This is a genomic window from Bradyrhizobium sp. SZCCHNGR1005, assembly GCF_032489995.1.
Classification (GTDB): Bacteria; Pseudomonadota; Alphaproteobacteria; order Rhizobiales; family Xanthobacteraceae; genus Bradyrhizobium.
On the sequence record NZ_JAUEZC010000012.1, the window covers coordinates 1 to 18819 of the forward strand.

At 65.1% G+C, this 18819-nt stretch carries 18 protein-coding genes; 11 read left to right on the top strand and 7 right to left on the bottom strand.

Going from position 1 to position 18819, the window contains the following annotated elements; genetic code table 11:
• Positions 1–74: 74 nt before the first annotated feature.
• The 4 genes from QXZ85_RS31095 to QXZ85_RS31110 form a co-directional block, all read right to left on the bottom strand.
• A complete protein-coding gene (locus QXZ85_RS31095) occupies positions 75–1439 on the bottom strand; it encodes a patatin-like phospholipase family protein (protein ID WP_315769113.1) in 1365 nt (454 codons plus the stop codon).
• A 133-nt stretch (positions 1440–1572) separates the two neighbouring features.
• A complete protein-coding gene (gene plsY / locus QXZ85_RS31100; protein ID WP_315730187.1) occupies positions 1573–2172 on the bottom strand; it encodes a glycerol-3-phosphate 1-O-acyltransferase PlsY in 600 nt (199 codons plus the stop codon).
• Between the two features lie 44 nt (positions 2173–2216).
• Positions 2217–3518, bottom strand: coding sequence for a dihydroorotase (locus tag QXZ85_RS31105; protein ID WP_315730188.1), 1302 nt, complete (start codon positions 3516–3518; stop codon positions 2217–2219).
• Positions 3519–3540: 22 nt separating this feature from the next.
• Positions 3541–4494, bottom strand: a complete 954-nt coding sequence (locus QXZ85_RS31110) for an aspartate carbamoyltransferase catalytic subunit (RefSeq protein ID WP_315703311.1) — start codon at positions 4492–4494, stop codon at positions 3541–3543.
• Between the two features lie 374 nt (positions 4495–4868).
• Here QXZ85_RS31110 and QXZ85_RS31115 point away from each other — a divergent pair, with 374 nt between their 5' ends.
• Both QXZ85_RS31115 and QXZ85_RS31120 read left to right on the top strand, forming a co-directional pair.
• On the top strand, positions 4869–6512 hold the full coding sequence (locus tag QXZ85_RS31115) for an acyl-CoA dehydrogenase family protein (protein WP_315769115.1): 1644 nt from the start codon (positions 4869–4871) through the stop codon (positions 6510–6512).
• Positions 6513–6535: 23 nt separating this feature from the next.
• A complete protein-coding gene (locus QXZ85_RS31120) occupies positions 6536–7315 on the top strand; it encodes a type II CAAX endopeptidase family protein (RefSeq protein ID WP_315703313.1) in 780 nt (259 codons plus the stop codon).
• A gap of 9 nt (positions 7316–7324) precedes the next feature.
• Here the strand turns inward: QXZ85_RS31120 and ruvX are convergent, their stop codons facing one another.
• The gene (gene ruvX, locus QXZ85_RS31125; RefSeq protein ID WP_315703314.1) at positions 7325–7810 is read right to left on the bottom strand and encodes a Holliday junction resolvase RuvX; all 486 of its coding nucleotides are present in this window, start codon (positions 7808–7810) and stop codon (positions 7325–7327) included.
• A 170-nt stretch (positions 7811–7980) separates the two neighbouring features.
• Between ruvX and QXZ85_RS31130 the strand changes: the two genes are divergently transcribed.
• Positions 7981–9558 carry an ATP-binding cassette domain-containing protein gene (locus QXZ85_RS31130; RefSeq protein WP_315703315.1) on the top strand — a complete coding sequence of 526 codons (1578 nt, stop codon included), beginning with the start codon at positions 7981–7983 and terminating at the stop codon, positions 9556–9558.
• A gap of 49 nt (positions 9559–9607) precedes the next feature.
• On the opposite strand, the gene QXZ85_RS31135 is transcribed toward QXZ85_RS31130, so the two are convergent.
• Together QXZ85_RS31135 and QXZ85_RS31140 are read right to left on the bottom strand one after the other, a co-directional pair.
• On the bottom strand, positions 9608–10555 hold the full coding sequence (locus QXZ85_RS31135) for a cyclase family protein (protein WP_315703316.1): 948 nt from the start codon (positions 10553–10555) through the stop codon (positions 9608–9610).
• A gap of 220 nt (positions 10556–10775) precedes the next feature.
• Entirely contained in the window at positions 10776–11666 is an 891-nt protein-coding gene (locus QXZ85_RS31140; RefSeq protein WP_315744355.1) for a LysR family transcriptional regulator, read from the bottom strand.
• Positions 11667–11818: 152 nt separating this feature from the next.
• Between QXZ85_RS31140 and QXZ85_RS31145 the strand changes: the two genes are divergently transcribed.
• The 8 genes from QXZ85_RS31145 to QXZ85_RS31180 all read left to right on the top strand — a co-directional run bounded on the left by QXZ85_RS31145 (position 11819) and on the right by QXZ85_RS31180 (position 18810).
• A complete protein-coding gene (locus tag QXZ85_RS31145) occupies positions 11819–12895 on the top strand; it encodes a nitronate monooxygenase family protein (RefSeq protein WP_315806612.1) in 1077 nt (358 codons plus the stop codon).
• Between the two features lie 113 nt (positions 12896–13008).
• Positions 13009–13296 carry an Asp-tRNA(Asn)/Glu-tRNA(Gln) amidotransferase subunit GatC gene (gene gatC, locus QXZ85_RS31150; RefSeq protein ID WP_315703319.1) on the top strand — a complete coding sequence of 96 codons (288 nt, stop codon included), beginning with the start codon at positions 13009–13011 and terminating at the stop codon, positions 13294–13296.
• A 33-nt stretch (positions 13297–13329) separates the two neighbouring features.
• Positions 13330–13557: a hypothetical protein gene (locus QXZ85_RS31155; RefSeq protein WP_315703320.1), complete on the top strand. Its 228-nt coding sequence runs from the start codon at positions 13330–13332 to the stop codon at positions 13555–13557.
• The gene (gene gatA, locus QXZ85_RS31160; protein ID WP_316175509.1) at positions 13554–15029 is read left to right on the top strand and encodes an Asp-tRNA(Asn)/Glu-tRNA(Gln) amidotransferase subunit GatA; all 1476 of its coding nucleotides are present in this window, start codon (positions 13554–13556) and stop codon (positions 15027–15029) included. Before QXZ85_RS31155 ends, gatA begins: the two co-directional genes overlap by 4 nt.
• The gene (locus tag QXZ85_RS31165; protein WP_409977509.1) at positions 15026–15325 is read left to right on the top strand and encodes a hypothetical protein; all 300 of its coding nucleotides are present in this window, start codon (positions 15026–15028) and stop codon (positions 15323–15325) included. The genes gatA and QXZ85_RS31165 overlap by 4 nt, the downstream gene beginning before the upstream one ends.
• Entirely contained in the window at positions 15322–16800 is a 1479-nt protein-coding gene (gene gatB, locus QXZ85_RS31170) for an Asp-tRNA(Asn)/Glu-tRNA(Gln) amidotransferase subunit GatB (RefSeq protein ID WP_316175507.1), read from the top strand. The genes QXZ85_RS31165 and gatB overlap by 4 nt, the downstream gene beginning before the upstream one ends.
• Before the next feature lie 1314 nt (positions 16801–18114).
• On the top strand, positions 18115–18381 hold the full coding sequence (locus tag QXZ85_RS31175) for a hypothetical protein (RefSeq protein ID WP_315703324.1): 267 nt from the start codon (positions 18115–18117) through the stop codon (positions 18379–18381).
• Between the two features lie 87 nt (positions 18382–18468).
• Positions 18469–18810 carry a hypothetical protein gene (locus QXZ85_RS31180; protein ID WP_315703325.1) on the top strand — a complete coding sequence of 114 codons (342 nt, stop codon included), beginning with the start codon at positions 18469–18471 and terminating at the stop codon, positions 18808–18810.
• The last annotated feature ends 9 nt before the right edge of the window (positions 18811–18819 follow it).

Sequence of the window (18819 nt, forward strand, 5' to 3'; positions counted from 1 at the left end):
ATCCCACCCCCCAAATCTCTGCGGGAGTGAATCACTGTTCGCCAGCTAACGGAATCCCTTTATGAGTACAGAACCTAGGCCAGCACGTCCTCGATAGCCTCCTCGGACGGGAAGGCCGGGCGCATCTCCTGCGCAACGAGCGTCGTGCCGGCCGGCGCCCGCTGCAGCCAGCGCTCGCAAGCATCGCGACCGCGCTGATGCAGCATTGCGATGAAGCTGTGTCCGAGGTCGGTGGCGCTGTGCTGGGCGAGGCCGTCGATCTCGTCCTCCGCGGCCAGGCGATGAATCCGCGGCGGATGCAGGCCGTCATGGCGGGCCCATTCCAGCGCCGCAAGCTCCGCATTGAGCACGGCATTGGCCGTGATCTGGTCGAGCCGCCGGTCGATCGCGGCCGAAGTCACCGGGACATAGGCGTCGCGCGCCGGCGTCACCTGGACCACGAGCAGATCGGCTGCGCTGGATTCGTGCGCGACGCTCACGACCGGTGGATTCGCCCCATAACCGCCGTCCCAGTAAGCGTCGCCATCAATGTCGATCGCGCAGTGAAGTTGGGGCGGGCAGGTCGAAGCCAGCAGCACGTCCGGCGTGATCTCGGTATTGCGGAACAGTTGCTGGCCGCCGTCGCGGACCCGCGTCGCCGCAATTATGAGCCGCGGCGCGGCAGCGCTCTGCAGCGCGCCGAAATTGATGATGCCCGCAAGCAGATCGTGCAGCGGCTCGATGTCGAGCGGATTGAACCGTCCCGCGCGCAGATGCTGGCCGAATGCGACCGAGCTGCCGGCCGGCGAGAAGCCGCCGAGCAGCATCACCGAGCGGAACGAGGCTTCGCTGGCCATGCCATTCCAGAAACCCGCGAGCAGTTCTCGCGCCCTCTCGCGGCCGCCTTCAGCCAGGCCGCTGGCGAGCAGGGCGGCATTGATCGCGCCGGCGCTGGCGCCGCTGATCGTGTCGAAATCGCAGGCAGGCTCCTCCAACAGGCGCTCCAGCACGCCCCAGGCAAATGCCGACAAGCTGCCGCCGCCCTGCAGCGCCAGCGAGAGCTTGCGCGGCGGCCAGATCCGCGGTGCCGGCGAGAGGGCCGGGGTTGCGATCGTCTCGGCGAGCGATTTTTCCGGCGTCGCCGCGGGTTTGGCGTCCGTTGCGGCCGATTTCGGTTCAGCCGCGAGCGCAGGCTTCGCACCCGTCGCCAGGATCATTTCGGCGACCACGGTCTCCGGCTGCGACGGTTGGGATGATGGTGGCACGTTGGTGGCCGCAGCCGGCTCCGTCACTTGCGCGGCAGGGCTCGTGGCGTCCCCGGTCGACCAGATCTGGGCGGCCGAGAGAAGCGCGCTGGCGCTGGAGCGCACGGGCACCGCCTGCTGCGGCACCGGCTCCTGCTCAGTACGGTGATCGGGTGTGGCCGATGAACCGCTGGAATTGGGCTTGCGAAACCACATGCGTGAATCATGACAGGCAATGATGATTCCCGCCAGAGTCCCGCGCGGATTTGAGTCCGGATCTGCTATGGGTGTTGCTGCGCTGCCGCTGTGATTTACGGGGTCAAATGTACGTCGCCCGTAACAATGCGGGTCACTGTTTCTTTGCGCCGATCTTGCTTTCGGTGCCGGCCTGCAGACGCCTGATGTTCTCGCGATGCATATAGATCAACAGCAGCGTCAGAAGTGCAAACAACGCTGCGAGTGCGGTGTGGCCAAATGCCCACAGCATGATCGGCGTGAGCAGGCTTGCAACAAACGCCGCGAGCGACGAGTAGCGAAACGCGAAGGCGGTTGCGAGCCAGACCAGGCAAAAGAAAATTGCGCCGGGCCAGAACAGGCCGAGCAGGATGCCGATATAGACCGCGACGCCCTTGCCGCCGCGAAACTTCAGCCAGACCGGGAAGAGGTGGCCGAGGAAGGCGCCGAGACCGGCGAGCATCGCCGCATTGGGGCCGCCCAGATAGCCCGAGATCACCACCGCAGCCGTGCCCTTCAGGGCATCGCCGAGCAATGTGGCCGCGGCGAGCCCCTTGCGCCCGGTGCGCAGCACGTTGGTTGCCCCGATATTGCCGGAGCCGATGCTGCGCAGGTCTTGCGTGCCGGCAAGCCTCGTCAGGATCAGCCCGAACGGGATCGAGCCCAGGAGGTAGCCGATGACCAGGGCAACGGGGAGAAACGCCTCAGCTCCCATGACACAGCACTCCCTTGTTCAACGCTCCTGTGCAGGCTCTCGTGTCAGACATGCTCGTACACGGTGCGGCCGCCGACGATCGTGCGCACCGCGCGTCCCGTGAACCGCGCCTCGTCGAAGGGGGTATTCTTGCACGAGGATTTCAGATCGGCGGGATCGAGCACCCACGGCACGTCCGGATCGATCACGACGATATCGGCAGGCGCCCCCGCCCGCAATGTTCCGCCGGGCAGGCCCAACAGTTCCGCCGGCCGGGTCGACATCGCGCGGATCAGCGCGGTCCAGGTCAGTTCGCCATTGTGCACGAGGCGCAAGGCCGCCGGCAGCATGGTTTCCAGCCCGATCGCGCCGCTCGCCGCTTCCGCGAACGGCAGCCGCTTCACCTCGACATCCTGCGGATTGTGGTCCGACATGATGACATCGATGAGGCCGGAGGCCAGCGCCTCGACCAGCGCCCGCCGGTCGGTTTCGGAGCGCAATGGCGGCGACAGCTTGAAGAACGTGCGGTAGGGGCCGATGTCGTTCTCGTTCAATGTGACGTGGTTGATCGAGACCGAGGCGCTGACGGCAAGCCCGGCATCGCGGGCGCGTTTGAGGACGTCGAGCGAGTCGCTCGAACTGAGCGAGGCCGCGTGATAGCGGCCGCGCGTCAGTGCGACCAGGCGCACGTCGCGCTCCAGGATCACCGCTTCGGCGGCTGCCGGAATGCCCGACAGCCCGAGCCGCGAAGCGAATTCGCCTTCGTTCATCACGCCTTCGCCGACGAGATTGGGATCCTCGGTGTGGTGCACGATCAGCGCATCGAAATCACGTGCGTAGGTCAGTACGCGCCGCATCACCAGCGCATTGGTGACGCTCGTCTCGCCGTTGGAGAAGGCGACTGCGCCGGCCGCCTTCAACAGGCCGATCTCGGTCATCTCCTCGCCGTGCAGGCCTTTGGTCAGCGCCGCCATCGGTTGGATGTTGACGATCGCGGTGTCGCGGGCGCGGCGCAGCACGAAGTCGACCGTCGCCGAATTGTCGATCACGGGTTCGGTGCCGGGCTGGCAGATGATCGTGGTGATGCCGCCGGTCGCTGCGGCCTGGCTCGCGCTGGCAAAGGTCTCCCGATGCACATAGCCGGGCTCGCCGACAAAGGCGCACATGTCGATCAGGCCGGGCGCGACGATCTTGCCGGAGCAGTTGATGACATCGGTCCCTTCGGGAACGCCGGCCGCGCCGATGCCGCGCTTGAGATCGCGGATCACGCCGTCGGCGATCAGCACGTCGCCAAGACCATCGAAGTCGCGGGATGGATCGATCACGCGAGCGTTGGCGAGCAGGATCGGGCGACGGTCGGTCAGCATGGCATTTCGTCCGATTGAGCTGTTACGCGTTGGGCAGGTTGCGGGCGAGTGCTTCCAGCACCGCCATGCGCACTGCCACGCCCATTTCCACTTGTTCCCGGATCAGGGATTGCGCGCCGTCGGCGACGATCGAGTCGATCTCGACGCCGCGGTTCATGGGACCGGGATGCATCACCAGCGCGTCGGGCTTGGCGTAAGCGAGCTTGCGCTGATCCAGCCCGAAATACTGGAAATATTCCGACGACGACGGCACGAAGGAGCCGTTCATCCGCTCACGCTGCAGCCGCAGCATCATGACGATGTCGGCGCCGTTCAGGCCCTCGCGCATGTCCCGCGCGACCTCCACCCCCATCCGCTCGATGCCGGATGGCAGCAGCGTGGACGGGGCGACGACGCGGACGCGCGCGCCCATCGTGTTGAGCAAGAGGATGTTGGATCGCGCCACGCGCGAATGCAGCACGTCGCCGCAGATCGCGACCACGAGACCTTCGATCCGGCCCTTGTTGCGGCGGATCGTGAGCGCGTCGAGCAGCGCCTGCGTCGGATGCTCATGCGCGCCGTCGCCGGCATTGATCACGGAGCCGTCGACCTTGCGCGCGAGCAGTTCCACCGCGCCGGAGGCGTGGTGGCGCACCACCAGAATATCCGGATGCATCGCGTTCAAGGTGACCGCAGTGTCCATCAAGGTCTCGCCCTTGCGCATCGACGAGGACGACACCGACATGTTCATGACGTCGGCGCCGAGCCGCTTGCCCGCGATCTCGAACGAGGACTGGGTCCTTGTCGAGGCCTCGAAGAACAGGTTGACCTGGGTGCGGCCGCGCAGCACCGTGCGCTTCTTGTCGACCTGGCGGTTCAGTTCGACATATTCCTCGGAGAGATCGAGGAGACCGGTGATGTCGGTAGCGGAAAGGCCCTCGATGCCCAGCAGATGCCGGTGTCCGAGGACGAATGTGGATTTCGATGAGGCTGTCATTAAAGCCAGAGCTATAGGCGCGGTTTCCACATGGGGCAAGGGCGAAAGCCGCGGTTCCGAGTTATCCCCGGTTCGGTTCGTGCGCGGCCCCGACGGCTCGCTTGTTGCTTCCTGATGGCGGGTCCGAGCGCGGCTTCATGCTCACGCCCAGTCGCTCGGAAAGGGGACGGTCGACCCGGGGCGAGCATGCCCATGCCGCGGCAAAAGGTATCACGCTGTCGCAAGCCGCGCCGGCGAACCACGATCGAGGGCCGCGATGGCGCGGCAAGGCTTTGTGAACTATGCCGGTGTTCCGGCGCCAACATTCGCGTCCGGTCTGGTAGGCATTTGCGAGTGTCTGCCACGCCGCAATTGATCCGATCGAGGACACGGCCATGACCCAGTCTCCCTTCGCGACCCATGAGGTCTTCAACCAGTCGCCGCCGTTCGAGGACGTGAATTTGTATACTGCCGACCAGCCGCTCGTCGCGGCGGTCAGGGCCAATGGCGGTATCAGCGCCGAGCAGGAGCTGTCGGATTTCGGCCGTCACTGGGGTTCGGCTGCGATGGCTGAGCGCGGCCGGCTCGCCAATGAGAATACGCCGAAGCTGCGCACCTATGACTCCAAGGGCTTTCGCCGCGACGTGGTCGAGTTTCATCCGGCCTATCACGAGGTGATGGCGCATTCGGCGCATGCGGGGTTGCACAATTCGACCTGGACGGAACAGGGCCGGCCGGCGGGCGGCGCGTCCGAGGTCATCCGCGCGGCCAAGTTCTACATCGCCTCGCAGGTCGAGAGCGGCCATCTCTGCCCGATCACGATGACCCGCGCCGCGGTCGCGGCGCTAGGCTCGCAACCGGACCTTCTGGCCAAAGCGATGCCGGTGATTGCGACCCGCAGCTACGATCCAAGCTTTGCGCCGTGGTGGGGCAAGCGCGGCATGACGCTCGGCATGGGCATGACCGAGAAGCAGGGCGGCACCGACGTGCGCTCGAACATGACGCGGGCCGAACGTGCGGGCGACGGCTATCGCATCACCGGGCATAAATGGTTCATGTCGGCGCCGATGTGCGATGCCTTCCTGGTGCTCGCTCAGGCGGAGGAGGGGCTGACCTGCTTCTTCATGCCGCACTTTGCGCCCGACGGATCGGTGAACGCGATCCAATTCCAGCGGTTGAAGGACAAGCTCGGCAACCGCTCCAATGCCTCCTCCGAGGTCGAGTTCGTCGGTGCTTATGCGCAGCCGGTCGGTGAGGCGGGCAAGGGGATCAGGACCATCATCCAGATGGTGCAGCTGACGCGGCAGGATTGTGCGATCTCCTCAGCCGGCTTGATGCGCTCGGGGCTGGCACATGCGCTGCATCACGCGCGACATCGCAGCGTATTCCAGAAGCATCTTGCCGATCAGCCGCTGATGCAGTCGGTGCTGGCGGATATGGCGCTGCATGTCGAGGCGAGCGTTGCGTTGGTGATGCGGTTGTGCCGCGCGTTCGACCGCACGCCGGCGGACGCGACCGAGGCGGCCTACATGCGGCCGCTGACGCCGGCGATCAAATACTGGGTCTGCAAGAGCGCGCCTCCCTTTCTCTACGAAGCGATGGAATGCCTCGGCGGCAACGGCTATGTCGAAGACGGAATTCTTGCTCGTCATTTCCGGGAGTCGCCGGTCAATGCGATCTGGGAAGGCTCGGGCAATGTGATGTGCCTCGATGTCCTGCGCGCGCTGTCGCGCGAGGCTGAGGCTGCCGCTGCGATCCTCACATCGCTGGCCGGCGAGACCCATGGCCTTCCCGGCGCTGCGGAGGCCGTCGCTTTCATCGCGCAGTCTTTCCGGCGGCCCGATAGCGAGCGCGTGGCGCGGCTTGCGGTGGAGAAGCTCGCTCTGCTGGCGGCCGCCGCCGCGCTGAACCCCATCAATCCGCGGCACGCCGAGCTGTTCGCCGCAACCCGCCTTGCCGCCACCCATCCCAGCATGTACGGCGCCATCGATCTCGATCCCGCCGATATCCGCGCGCTGCTGGAGCGTGCGCTGCCGTGATGAACACGCCCGAAAGTGCTGTTATGGATTCACTCACGCCCTCGAATGAGCCTGCCATCGTCGCCCAGGCCGAACGGCAGCCGCGGACGCTTGGCTTCTGGCTCACGGCATTGTGGGGCGTCGCGATCTTCGTCGCGCTGTTTGCCGGGCAGGTCGCTGTCGTCGGCTATTTCCTGCTGGTGCAGGATGGCCCGGTCGACAGCAGTGCGCTGATCCATGTCGTGAGCCGCGGGCTCACCATCTCGCTGTCGGTGATCATGGGCGTGCCGGCGGTGCTGCTCGCGGTCTATCTCGCGGTTCGCCACACCCGAACGCGGTTCGCCGATTACCTTGGGCTGCGCCGGACCTCGTGGAAATATCTCGCGCTCGGCATCGCCGGCATGATCGCCATCGTGATGGGCTGGGACCTGATGTCGCGCGCCACGGGTCACGAGGTCTCGCCGGGCTTCATGCTGGACGTCCTGAAGACGGCGCAGGGCGACGGCACCGTCTGGCTGCTGGTGATCGCCTTCTGTATCGCCGCGCCGATCTCGGAGGAATTGTTCGCGCGCGGATTCCTGTATCGCGGCTGGACGGATTCTGCGCTGCGCGTGCCAGGCGCGATCATCCTGTCATCGCTGGTGTGGACGGCACTGCATCTGCAGTATGATTGGTACTTCTTCTTCGAGGTGTTCTGCCTCGGCCTGTGGTTCGGCTATCTGCGCTACCTGAGCCATTCGACCTTGCTGACGATCGGGCTGCATGGGCTCAACAACTTCGCCGCCGTGGTGCAGACCATGTGGCTTGCGAGCGGCCATAGCTGAGCCGCGGTCCTACAGCCCGGAGTTCCGCAACTTTGCGAGGCGGTCGAGCGCGCCCTGCAGGATGAAGATCGCCGCATGGGTGTCGATCACCTCGGCACGCTTGGCTCGGCTGACGTCCATGCCGATCAGTTCGCGCTCGACCGCCGCGGTCGATAGCCGTTCGTCCCAGAGCCCGATCGCCAGGTCGGTGAGGCCAGCGAGGTTACGGGCGAAGGCCCGGGTCGATTGCGCGCGCGGGCCCTCGCTGCCATCCATGTTGATGGGCAGGCCCAGCACGAAACCGACCACCTTGCGCTCGGATGCCAGGGCGAGCAGCCGCGCCGCATCGGCCTTGAAGGCCTTGCGCTGAATGGTCTCGACGCCGGTGGCGAGCTTGCGATCCGGATCGGAAACGGCGACGCCGATGGTCTTGGTGCCGAGATCGAGACCGATCAGCGCGCCGCGTTCGGGCCAGAGCGCGGCGGCTTCGACGAGGGGGAGAATGGGAGCGGGCATGACGATGCGCTTAGCACGCAGGCGCGTGGCGAGCCAGCTTGTACGCCGCCCGGTTGCTCCAGTGTCCGGATCGGCTTACATTATATGTCGAACCCTGAAGAGGAGTGGTGCCGTGGATATCCGGATCAACATCGCAAGCCGCCTTGTTTGTTCCGAACCCACGGTCATCCATGCCAACCTTCCTCACGCTCGAGGCGGTCGCCGCCGCCAGCCCTGACCGGCAAGCTCTCTTCGATCATCTCACGCTTTCGATCGGCGCCGAACGCGTCGGTTTGGTCGGCCGCAACGGCTCCGGCAAGTCGACCCTGCTGCGGATCATCGCCGGATCGGCAGAGCCGTCGGCGGGGCACATCGCCCGTTTCGGAACCATCGGCTCGCTCGCGCAAGGCTGGGAGGAGCGCTGGACCATTGCCGAGGCGCTCGGCGTCGCCGACAGCCTTAAGGTGGTCGAGCGCGTCCTGGCCGGACAAGCACAAGACGCCGATTTGGATGCGGCGGATTGGATGCTCTCGACCAGGATCGAGGCCGCGCTGCGCGATGTCGGCCTGGCCGCGATCGCTCTCGATCGCGCGATGGGAACGTTGAGTGGCGGCGAGCGGACGCGGATCGGCATCGCTCGCTTGCTGCTGGAGGCGCCGGATCTGCTGCTGCTCGACGAGCCCACCAATAATCTCGATGCGGCCGGGCGCGCGGCGATCCAGTCGCTGATCCGGAGCTGGCGAGGCGGCGTGCTGGTCGCAAGCCACGATCGCGAATTGCTGGAAATGATGGACCGCATCGTCGAGCTGACGCCGATCGGCGTACGGATCGTCGGTGGCGGCTGGTCGATGTTCGCAGAAGCGCGGGCTGCGGCCCGAGCGCGTGCCACCGCCGAACGTGAACGGGCCGACACGCAACTGCGTCATGCCAGGGAGGAAATTCAACGCCAGCGCGAAGCCAAGGACAGGCGGGATAGGACCGGACGCGCGGCCGCCGCGCGGGGATCGGCGCCGCGCATTGCGCTCGGCGCCCGCGCGGAGCACGCCGAGAACAGCGGTGGCCGTGCGCAGCGTCTTGCCGAGCGGATCGTCTCGGATGCTGCCGAGAAAGCGGAGCAGGCGCAGGCGAAGATCGAAATCTTGACGCCACTGACCATCGACATGCCGCCAACCGGTCTTGGCAGATCAACCGAGGTTCTGGCGATGGAGGCAGTCACCGTAGCGATCGGCGATCGGACCTTTGGTCCGTGGACGTTGAGCATCACCGGCCCCGACCGGATCGCGGTCAGTGGACCCAACGGTGCCGGGAAGACCACATTCCTGAAATTGGCGATGGGTCGGATCGTCCCCGCAGCCGGGACGGTACGCCATGTCGAGGGACGAGGAGCGATGTTGGATCAGCACGTGGCGCTGCTTGACGGGCAGCAGAGTATTCTCGCCAACGTCCGCCGGCTCAATCCGGCCCTCGACGCGCAGGCTGCTCACGCCGCGTGCGCGCGGTTCGCCTTTCGCAACGCCGATGCGCTGCAGGCGGTCGGCACCTTGTCCGGTGGCGAGCGGTTGCGGGCGGGATTGGCCTGCGTGCTCGCAGGCGAACGGCCGCCATGGCTGCTCCTGCTGGACGAGCCGACCAATCATCTCGACATTGAGTCCATCGAAATTCTCGAGCGGGCGCTGCGCGACTTTGACGGCGCACTCGTCGTCGTCAGCCACGATCCGGCATTCCTGGCCGCGATCGGGATCGACTGGACGTTTACGATCGCGACCTAGCGGGCACGGCGATGTGCCATGCCCGCCAAGCAAAGTGGGATTAAGAGGATCAGCGGATCGCGATCGGGTTGATCATGGCCTGCACGCCGCCGCGCCAGCGCGGCTGGCCCAGTACGAACAGGAACTCGTAGCCCTTGTCCCTGGCAAGCGCGGCGGTATCCATGTTCTCCAGGATGTAGGTCCCGTTCATGGCGAGCAGGATCTGGTGTACCTCGAAGATGTTCGGGGATTCGAACGGCAGCACTTCCAGTGCCCAGGTGTCGGCGCCGATCGCCACCACGCCCTTGGAGGTCAGGTATCTGGCGCCGTCGACGCCAAGCCCGGGCTCGCCGGCGCTGTAGCGCTTGTCGTCCTTGCCGACCAGGCCGAGCCAGCCGGTATGGAAGATCACCACATCGCCCTGGCGGATCTCGACGCCTTGCTTCTTCGCGACCTCCTCGATCTCCTTGCTGTTGAAGGCGGTGCCTTCCTTGACGACGTCGGTGTTGTAGTAGGCCGCCATGTCGAGCAGCACGCCGCGGGTGACGATCGGCGGTATCTTCTCCACACCGAGCTTCTTCAGCCCGGTCGGGTCGGCAAAATCGGCAAGCTTGTTGCCATTGTAGTAGACGTGCTCGACGCCGAGATGGCCGAGCCCGTCGATCTGGCTGCCGATGCCGACCCAGGTGTCGATGATGTCGTCGTTATAGGTCGCCTTGTTCGGTCCGAGCCCGGGGCTGCCGGCCTGTCCCGGCTGCACGATCGTGATCTTGAAGCTGCGCGGCGGATAGGCCGGCGTCTTGGTGTCGACGATCATGCCGAGTGGGTAGGTCTTGCCGGTTTTCACCAGCGAGGCCGCCTTGACGACGAGGTCCGGCGTCATGTTGTTCGCGGCGCCGATTTCGTCGTCGGCGCCCCATTTCGACTTGGTCCAGTCTTGTGCTTTCTCTTGCGCGTTTGCCGTTCCGACCGCAGCCAACAAGGCGATCGAACAGCACAACACCAACGTGTTGCGCATCGCTAATCCTCCCGATGTGGACATATGCTTGTGGTTCGCGCTGGCCAGCGCTGCATCCTAACGTAGTGTCGGAGCGCGAGCCAAAATGTTTTTAGCGTGTGCGTTGCACTGCGCTGGAACGCCGCACGACACACGCATCGGCGCGTCACAAAACTGTCGGCGGCATTTCACGTTGCGGAATGCCAGCCTCATTCTCCATGTGAAGTCGTTGCCGCATGCGTCACGCCGCAATCTCGTGATCCCTGTTGGCCAGGCCGGCCATGAAGGCCGCAAGCGCACTCGACGGATGGGCGGCGCGCCGGCGGATGAACAATGTCTCGACCCGCGCATAGGCGGGCTTCAACGTGTGCAGGCTGATATCTTTGATGAGCTCGCTGTGCTCGACCACGGCGCGCGGCAGCAGGGTCACGCCCATGCCGGCGGCGACGCAGCCGATCATGCCGTCGAGCGTGCCAAGCTCGAAGCGGGCGGCCGTTGGCCAACCGAAATCGTTGAAGATCTGCTCCAGCCGTTGCCGGTAGGTGCAGCCGGTGCGGAACACCAGCGCGGTCGGACCTGAGGCCGGTGTGCCGGCGCGCAAGCTTGCGAGGCTGTCGAACTGCCTTGGTGCCACCATCACCAGCTCCTCGCTGAACGCGGTCACGCTGGCGAGTTCGGGATGATCGATCGGAGCCACGACAAAGGCGCCGTCGAGCGCCCCCTCGATCACCGCCGTGACGAGGTCCGCAGTCGTGGCCGTCCGCAGGCTGAGAGCCACTTCGGGATAAGTGCGATGGAAGGCGGCGAGCAGCGTCGGCAGGCGGACCGCCGTGGTGGTCTCGATCGAGCCGATCGCCAGCGGGCCTTTGGGCGTGCCGTCGTCCCGTGCTGCGAGCAGCGCTTCGCGCGCGAGCGCGGCCATCTGTTGCGCGTAGGGGAGCAGCCGCCGTCCGGCTGGGGTCAGCGTCATGCCGCGGCTGTGACGTTCGAACAGCACGGTGCCGATCTCGGCCTCCAGCGCCTTCACGCGCTGGGTTACGTTCGATTGCACGGTGTTGAGCGCCTCTGCGGCTCGTGTGATGCTGCCGGTGCGGGCCACGGTCGCGAAAGTGAGGAGATCGTTCAGTTCCATGGCGCTCGTTTTCTTTTCGTGATGGCAGCGTTCTCAACAATTCATTTATTGAGAAGGCTAAACCCGCCTACACTTGGCGTCCAGCGCAGGCTCGGTGCTTCGGCGTCTCACGCCGTGCCCGCCAGCCGCGACCTCAGCAGCAGGATCAGACCATGTGGCCCGACCGCCGTCTCCTCGACCTTCTCAAGATCGAACATCCGATCGTGCTGGCGCCGATGGCCGGCGTCATGGATGCCGAGCTGGTGATCGCGGTCGCCGAGGGTGGAGGACTTGGGTCTCTGCCTTGCGCGATGCTCTCGGCCGAGAAAGCGCGCGAGCAGATCAACATCATCCGCCAGCGCGTTTCTGCCCCAATCAACATGAACTTCTTCTGCCACCAGGCGGTGGCAGCGGATCCGGCGCGCGAAGGCGGGTGGAAGCAGCGGCTCGCGCCATATTACCATGAGTTGGGCGTGGATCCGGCTGCGCCTGTCAACGCTGCCAACAGGGCGCCCTTCGATGCGGCGATGTGCGCCGTGGTGGAGGAGCTGAAGCCGGAAGTCGTCAGCTTTCACTTCGGTCTGCCCGAGCGCGCGCTGCTCAAGCGCGTCAAAGCGGCCGGTGCATTGGTGCTGGCTTCGGCGACGGTGGTGCGTGAGGCTGTATGGCTGGAGCAGAACGGCGCCGACGTGATCATCGCGCAGGGTGCGGAGGCCGGCGGCCATCGCGGCATGTTCCTGACCGAGAAGTTAGCCGAACAGGTCGGCACATTTGCGCTGGTCCCGCAGGTGGTCGATGCGGTGAAGGTGCCGGTGATCGCGGCGGGTGGCGTTGCCGATGGACGCGGCATCGCGGCGGCCTTGGCGCTTGGGGCAGCCGGCGTCCAGATCGGCAGTGCTTTCCTGCGTTGCCCCGAATCCAAAGTCAGCGTGCTGGCGCGTGCGGCCTTGGCTCAGGCGAGCGATGAAACGACCGTGATCACCAATGTGATGACCGGCCGTCTCGCACGAGGCGTGGCCAATCGCGTCATGCGCGAGGTGGGACCGATCTCGCCGGATGCGCCGGCCTTTCCCTATGCAGCGACTGCATTGGCGCCGCTGAAGGCCGCGGCCGAGAAGCTCGGCCGGGTCGATTTCACCAATCTTTGGGCAGGGCAGGCGCTGCCGCTCGGTAGCGAGCTGCCAGCGGCTCAATTGACGCGCAAATTGGCCGCCGACGCGCAGGCGCGGATGCGCCGGATCGCGGGCTGACGCCAGGGCGACTCGCGCGCGATCTCGCCTGCCGCACCGGCCGGCGCGGTTGCGGCGCGAAAGCGGCCTCTGCTATACGGCGGGTTCCTAATTCCCGCCTGAGGCCTTATATAATGTCCGTCGATGCCGCCACCGTCCGCCGTATCGCCCATCTGGCGCGGATCGCTGTCTCCGAGGCAGAGGTTCCGCACCTGCAGGGCGAGTTGAACGCCATGCTGGCGTTCGTCGAGCAGCTCTCGGAGGTCAACATCGAAGGCGTCGAGCCGATGACCTCGGTGACTCCGATGGAGATGAAGAAGCGGCAGGACGTGGTCACCGACGGCGAGATCGCCGACGACATCGTCAAGAATGCGCCGGCGACCGAAAACCATTTCTTCCTGGTGCCGAAGGTGGTGGAATAGCCGCAACGCCGTAAGGAACCGACGAGTCCAGCCATGTGCCTGCTCTGCGACGACGAAAAGGCCTATCAGGCCTACATGAATTATCTCGACGCGATGGAGCGCCAGGGCAAGAATGTTGACCCGGACAAGGCGGTCGATGCGGTGCTCGACGAACTCCAGGCGGCCGACAAGGCGCGGGCCAAGAAGAATAACTTCTTCGCCGACGACCCGGCCGACGACAAGACGCTTTCTCCATTCTTCTGCAGCCCGATCAATAAATGACCGATTTGACTTCGCTGACGCTCGCCGAGGCCCGAAAGGGTCTTGCGGCCAAGACTTTCACCTCGCTCGAACTCACCGACGCCCATCTGAAGGCGATGGAAGAGGCGCGCGCGCTCAACGCCTTCGTGCTGGAAACGCCGGACCAGGCGCGCAGCATGGCACAAGAGGCCGACGCCAAGATCGCCAAGGGCGAGGGCGGCCCGCTCGCCGGCATCCCGCTCGGCATCAAGGATCTGTTCGCGACCAGGGGCGTCCGCACCACGGCCTGCTCGAAGATCCTCGGCAATTTCGTGCCGACCTACGAGTCGACCATCACCTCCCAGCTTTGGCGCGATGGCGCGGTGCTGCTCGGCAAACTCAACAATGACGAGTTCGCGATGGGCTCGTCGAACGAGACCTCCTGCTTCGGTCCAGTCGGCAACCCCTGGCGCCGTGAGGGCTCCAACACGACGCTGGTGCCGGGCGGCTCGTCCGGCGGCTCGGCCTCGGCGGTGGCGGCTCTGCTCTGCATGGGCGCGACCGCGACCGATACCGGCGGCTCGATCCGCCAGCCCGCTGCCTTCACCGCAACCGTGGGCATCAAGCCGACTTACGGCCGCTGCTCGCGCTGGGGCATCGTGGCCTTTGCCTCCTCGCTCGATCAGGCGGGGCCGATCGCACGCTCGACCCGCGATGCCGCGATCCTGTTGCGTTCGATGGCCGGGCACGATCCGAAGGATACGACCTCGGTCGATCGTGCCGTGCCGGACTACGAGGCGGCGATCGGCAAGTCCGTGAAGGGAATGAAGATCGGCATCCCCAAGGAGTATCGCCTCGACGGCATGCCGGCGGAGATCGAGAAGCTGTGGAGCGAGGGCGCGGCCTGGCTGAAGGCCGCCGGCGCCGAGCTCGTGGAGGTGTCGCTGCCGCACACCAAATACGCTCTGCCGGCCTATTACATCGTGGCGCCGGCGGAGGCGTCGTCGAACCTCGCGCGCTACGACGGCGTGCGCTACGGCCTGCGCGTGCCCGGGCGCTCGATCGGCGAGATGTACGAGAATACCCGCGCCGAGGGCTTCGGCGACGAAGTGCGCCGCCGCGTCATGATCGGCACCTATGTGCTGTCGGCGGGCTATTACGACGCCTATTATCTGCGGGCGCAGAAGGTCCGCACGCTGATCAAGAAGGATTTCGAGGATTGCTTCGCCAAGGGCGTCAACGCGATCCTCACGCCTGCGACGCCGTCGGCCGCCTTCGGCATCGGCGAGAAGGGCGGCGCCGATCCGGTCGAGATGTATCTCAACGACATTTTCACGGTGACCGTGAACATGGCGGGCCTGCCCGGCATCGCGGTGCCCGCGGGCAAGGATGCGCAAGGCTTGCCGCTCGGCCTGCAGTTGATCGGCCGCCCGTTCGACGAGGAAACGCTGTTCTCGCTCGGCGAGGTGATCGAGCAGGCGGCGGGACGCTTCACGCCGGTCCGGTGGTGGTGAGCCTCACCGAATTCAAGGCAAGTTTGGCGGGCGATGCACCCGCGCCGACGCTCTCGCCTCCGCTCGCCGGCCTGTGGTGGATGGCGAAGGGCGATTGGGACCGGGCGCACAAGATCGTCCAGGACGATGATGCGCGCGAGGCGGCCTGGGTGCATGCGCATCTGCACCGGGTCGAAGGCGATCTCGGCAACGCATCCTACTGGTACCGGCAGGCCAGCCAGCCGGTCGCAAAGGACGCGCTGGATATGGAATGGGAGCGGATCGCATCCGCACTGCTTGGGAGTTTAGAGCCATGACGGCAACCAGCGGCAAGCTGATCAAGGGCGCAACCGGCGACTGGGAGGTCGTGATCGGCATGGAGATCCATGCCCAGGTGACCTCGAAGTCGAAACTGTTCTCCGGCGCCTCGACCGCGTTCGGTGGCGATCCCAACAGCCATGTCTCGCTGGTCGACGCGGCGATGCCCGGCATGCTGCCTGTGATCAACGAGGAATGCGTGCGCCAGGCCGTCCGCACGGGGCTCGGGCTGAACGCGAAGATCAACCTGCGCTCGGTGTTCGACCGCAAGAACTATTTCTATCCCGACCTGCCGCAGGGCTACCAGATCAGCCAGTACAAGTCGCCGGTGGTCGGCGAGGGTGAGATCACGGTCGAGCTCGACGGCGGCAAGACTGCGACGATCGGCATCGAGCGGCTGCATCTGGAGCAGGACGCCGGCAAGTTGCTCCACGACCAGTCGCCGTCGATGTCCTTTGTCGATCTCAACCGCTGCGGCGTCGCGCTGATGGAGATCGTCTCCAAGCCCGACATCCGCGATTCCGAGCAGGCCAAGGCCTATGTGACCAAGCTGCGCTCGATCCTGCGCTATCTCGGCACTTGCGACGGCGACATGGAGAAGGGCAGCCTGCGCGCCGATGTGAACGTTTCCGTGCGCAAGCCGGGCGGGCCGCTCGGCACCCGCTGCGAGATCAAGAACATGAACTCGATCAATTTCATCGGCCAGGCGATCGAGTACGAGGCGCGGCGCCAGATCGAGATCATCGAGGATGGTGGCACGATCGACCAGGAGACGCGGCTGTTCGACCCCAACAAGGGCGAGACCCGCTCGATGCGCTCCAAGGAGGAGGCCCATGACTACCGGTATTTCCCGGATCCGGACCTGCTGCCGCTCGAGTTCACTCAGAGCTTTGTCGATGAGTTGAAAGCGCATCTGCCGGAACTGCCGGACCAGAAGAAGGCGCGCTTCATCGCCGATCTCGGCCTTTCGCCCTATGACGCCAGCGTCCTGGTGGCCGAGCGGGAGAGTGCCGCCTTCTACGAAGCGGTGCTGGCGAAGCTTGCCGACCGCGTCCGCGACGGCAAGCTCGCCGCCAACTGGGTGATCAACGAGCTGTTCGGCCGCCTCAACAAGGAAGGCCGCGACATCGCGTCCTCGCCGGTGTCGGCCGAGCAGCTGGCGGCGATCATCGACCTGATCGGAGAGGGCACGATCTCCGGCAAGATCGCCAAGGACCTGTTCGAGATCGTCTGGACCGAAGGCGGCGAGCCGCGCGCGCTCGTCGAAGAGCGCGGCATGAAGCAGGTGACGGACCTCGGCGCCATCGAGAAGGTGGTCGATGAGATCGTCGCGGCCAATCCCGACAAGGTCGCGCAAGCCAAGGCGAAGCCGCAGATGGTCGGCTGGTTCGTCGGTCAGGTGATGAAGTCGTCCGGCGGCAAGGCCAATCCGCAGGCGGTGAACGACCTGCTGAAGAGCAAGCTCGGCATCTGAAACGAGATCACGCCGTCTTCGTTCCCGCGGTGCGCACGGTGCGCGCCGCGGTCTTGGCACCGCTCCGGTGCGAATCGTTTTCGCGCGATTCTCAAAAAAGCCGCCTTTGACAACGCTCCGATCAAGCCCGGATCGTCCGCGCGGACGCTATCAACGAAATTTTTTTTCACCGCCAAAAATCCCGACTCGGAGGCCGTCCGACGCTCCGTTCGTCTGAGTCCGTCGATCGCCGTCGTGTTGCGCGCGCTGCCTCGGCATTTTGATCGCGTGCAGGAAATGCCTGCAGCGAAGGCCTTTCCTGCGCACTTTATTAGTTCGATCGTTCGGCATTCATGCGCAGCCCGCATCATCGACGGTGTTGCGCGTCGGCGCATCCGGCGAACTGCGTCGCGCGCGTGCGCGTTCGCGTGTCAACACTTCCTTAAGCCGGAAGCTGTTTTTTTTCGTCCGTTGGTGTATTCGAGAAGGAGTGCATCTCGATTCCCGAATGCACGCAGCGACTAAGCCAAACTCATCGGAGGGCAACATGGCGAAGAAAGCGAAGAAGGCGAAGAAGGCAGTGAAGAAGACCGCGAAGACCGCGGCCAAGAAGACTGCGAAGAAGACCAAGAAGGTCGCCAAGAAGAAGTAACTCTCGCGCCTCGCGAGATGAGCCGGCAGCTTGATGCCGGCACGTCGTTGGAACGTCCGGCCTGTTTGCTCGTTATGAGTGGTTCAGGCCAAGGTGTCCCAACTGGCGAAGAGGGTGTCGGCGAGACATCAGGTCGACGGCCGGATCGAACTTTCGGGAGCGTTATGCGCTTCGGCAGGCCGGTCCGGTAGAAGAAACGAGTTTTCTTCGTTCGGTGCAGATCCGTTGTTCGGTCTGCAATCTCATGGATGGCCTCGTTGCCAAGGTGAGATCCGGTCCTGACGTGTTCGCCGACGCCCTCGTTGTTTTTTTGAAGACGCGTTTGCGGCGTCGCCCGACTGTCCCCCCATTCACTTTTTTCTCTTCGACCCGACCTGCGCGGTCGCCTCATGCGATCGGCGGAGCACGCCGCGCTCTTGCCGCGATGGTTAGGGGTTCGCCAATCGGTACGGTGAAGCAATCCTGATCGGCTCTGAAAAGCTGAATAGAATCAGAGATCTTTGATCTGCTGCGGTCGCCTGCGGGCGAAGACGGTTCAGTTTCCGTTCAGCACGATGCTTAAACTGCCTTTCAAACTTGATCGGTCATCCTGCCTCCATAAGCCGGCAAACGGCATGGGGACGACGAACAGTGGACGGGGGCCGCGCGCGGTGACGCAACGCCTCCAAGGATGGAGAGCGACAATGTTTCAAGGACAACTCAATCTCGATGACGTGACGGCCGTGGAGCAGGCGGCGAGCGGCGATGTGCTGTACGAGCTGGGCTTGCTGTATGCGAGCGGCCGGCTGGGGTCGGTCGACCTGGTCGCCGCGCACAAATGGTTCAATCTTGCCGCGCTCAAGGGCCGCAAGGATGCGATCGAGATGCGCCGCGAGATCGCCGAGCAGATGTCGGCGGCTGAGATCACCAAGGCCCTGCGCGAAGCGCGCGCCTGGATGACGGCGCACTGACGGCTTTGGCGCCGCCGGCACTCTCGCCGGCCGCCGTCAAATGACCTATCTGTGGCTCGATGCGAGCGCGCCACGGACGTCGAGCGGATGGGACAGAATAAACGTCGGGAGCTGATCGGCTGCCATGATTGCGGGGAGCAGGTTTCGTTCTCCGCAGCGTCCTGTCCGCATTGCGGCTCGACCGAGCCTGGCGGTCCGTACATTCAGAATGCGCGCGAGCGCCGTAAGCTGCGGGCCGAGGCGATGAACGATCGCCGGCTCGTGACGGTCACCCTGATCTGCTGCGCCATCGGCGCCGCCTATGGCGCGGTGATGGCGCCGGGTGGCATCGCCTCCTGGTGGGGCGCGCTGTCCTATGGCTTCATCGGCGCGGTGATCGGCGTACCCGCGGCCTTCATCGTCAATGTGAGCCGCAGCCTGTTCGATTGATATCGCGCC

Excerpts from the sequence above, each read along its gene's own strand:
- ruvX (WP_315703314.1), bottom strand. The coding sequence starts at position 7,810 with ATGCCCGCTCCCATTCTCCCCCTCGTCGAAGCCGCCGCGCTCTGGCCC.
- QXZ85_RS31110 (WP_315703311.1), bottom strand. The coding sequence starts at position 4,494 with ATGACAGCCTCATCGAAATCCACATTCGTCCTCGGACACCGGCATCTG.
- QXZ85_RS31135 (WP_315703316.1), bottom strand. The coding sequence starts at position 10,555 with ATGCGCAACACGTTGGTGTTGTGCTGTTCGATCGCCTTGTTGGCTGCG.
- QXZ85_RS31180 (WP_315703325.1), top strand. The coding sequence starts at position 18,469 with ATGGGACAGAATAAACGTCGGGAGCTGATCGGCTGCCATGATTGCGGG.
- gatA (WP_316175509.1), top strand. The coding sequence starts at position 13,554 with ATGACCGATTTGACTTCGCTGACGCTCGCCGAGGCCCGAAAGGGTCTT.
- plsY (WP_315730187.1), bottom strand. The coding sequence starts at position 2,172 with ATGGGAGCTGAGGCGTTTCTCCCCGTTGCCCTGGTCATCGGCTACCTC.
- QXZ85_RS31120 (WP_315703313.1), top strand. The coding sequence starts at position 6,536 with ATGGATTCACTCACGCCCTCGAATGAGCCTGCCATCGTCGCCCAGGCC.
- gatC (WP_315703319.1), top strand. The coding sequence starts at position 13,009 with ATGTCCGTCGATGCCGCCACCGTCCGCCGTATCGCCCATCTGGCGCGG.
- QXZ85_RS31115 (WP_315769115.1), top strand. The coding sequence starts at position 4,869 with ATGACCCAGTCTCCCTTCGCGACCCATGAGGTCTTCAACCAGTCGCCG.
- gatB (WP_316175507.1), top strand. The coding sequence starts at position 15,322 with ATGACGGCAACCAGCGGCAAGCTGATCAAGGGCGCAACCGGCGACTGG.
- QXZ85_RS31105 (WP_315730188.1), bottom strand. The coding sequence starts at position 3,518 with ATGCTGACCGACCGTCGCCCGATCCTGCTCGCCAACGCTCGCGTGATC.
- QXZ85_RS31130 (WP_315703315.1), top strand. The coding sequence starts at position 7,981 with ATGCCAACCTTCCTCACGCTCGAGGCGGTCGCCGCCGCCAGCCCTGAC.
- QXZ85_RS31145 (WP_315806612.1), top strand. The coding sequence starts at position 11,819 with ATGTGGCCCGACCGCCGTCTCCTCGACCTTCTCAAGATCGAACATCCG.
- QXZ85_RS31095 (WP_315769113.1), bottom strand. The coding sequence starts at position 1,439 with ATGTGGTTTCGCAAGCCCAATTCCAGCGGTTCATCGGCCACACCCGAT.
- QXZ85_RS31155 (WP_315703320.1), top strand. The coding sequence starts at position 13,330 with ATGTGCCTGCTCTGCGACGACGAAAAGGCCTATCAGGCCTACATGAAT.
- QXZ85_RS31175 (WP_315703324.1), top strand. The coding sequence starts at position 18,115 with ATGTTTCAAGGACAACTCAATCTCGATGACGTGACGGCCGTGGAGCAG.
- QXZ85_RS31140 (WP_315744355.1), bottom strand. The coding sequence starts at position 11,666 with ATGGAACTGAACGATCTCCTCACTTTCGCGACCGTGGCCCGCACCGGC.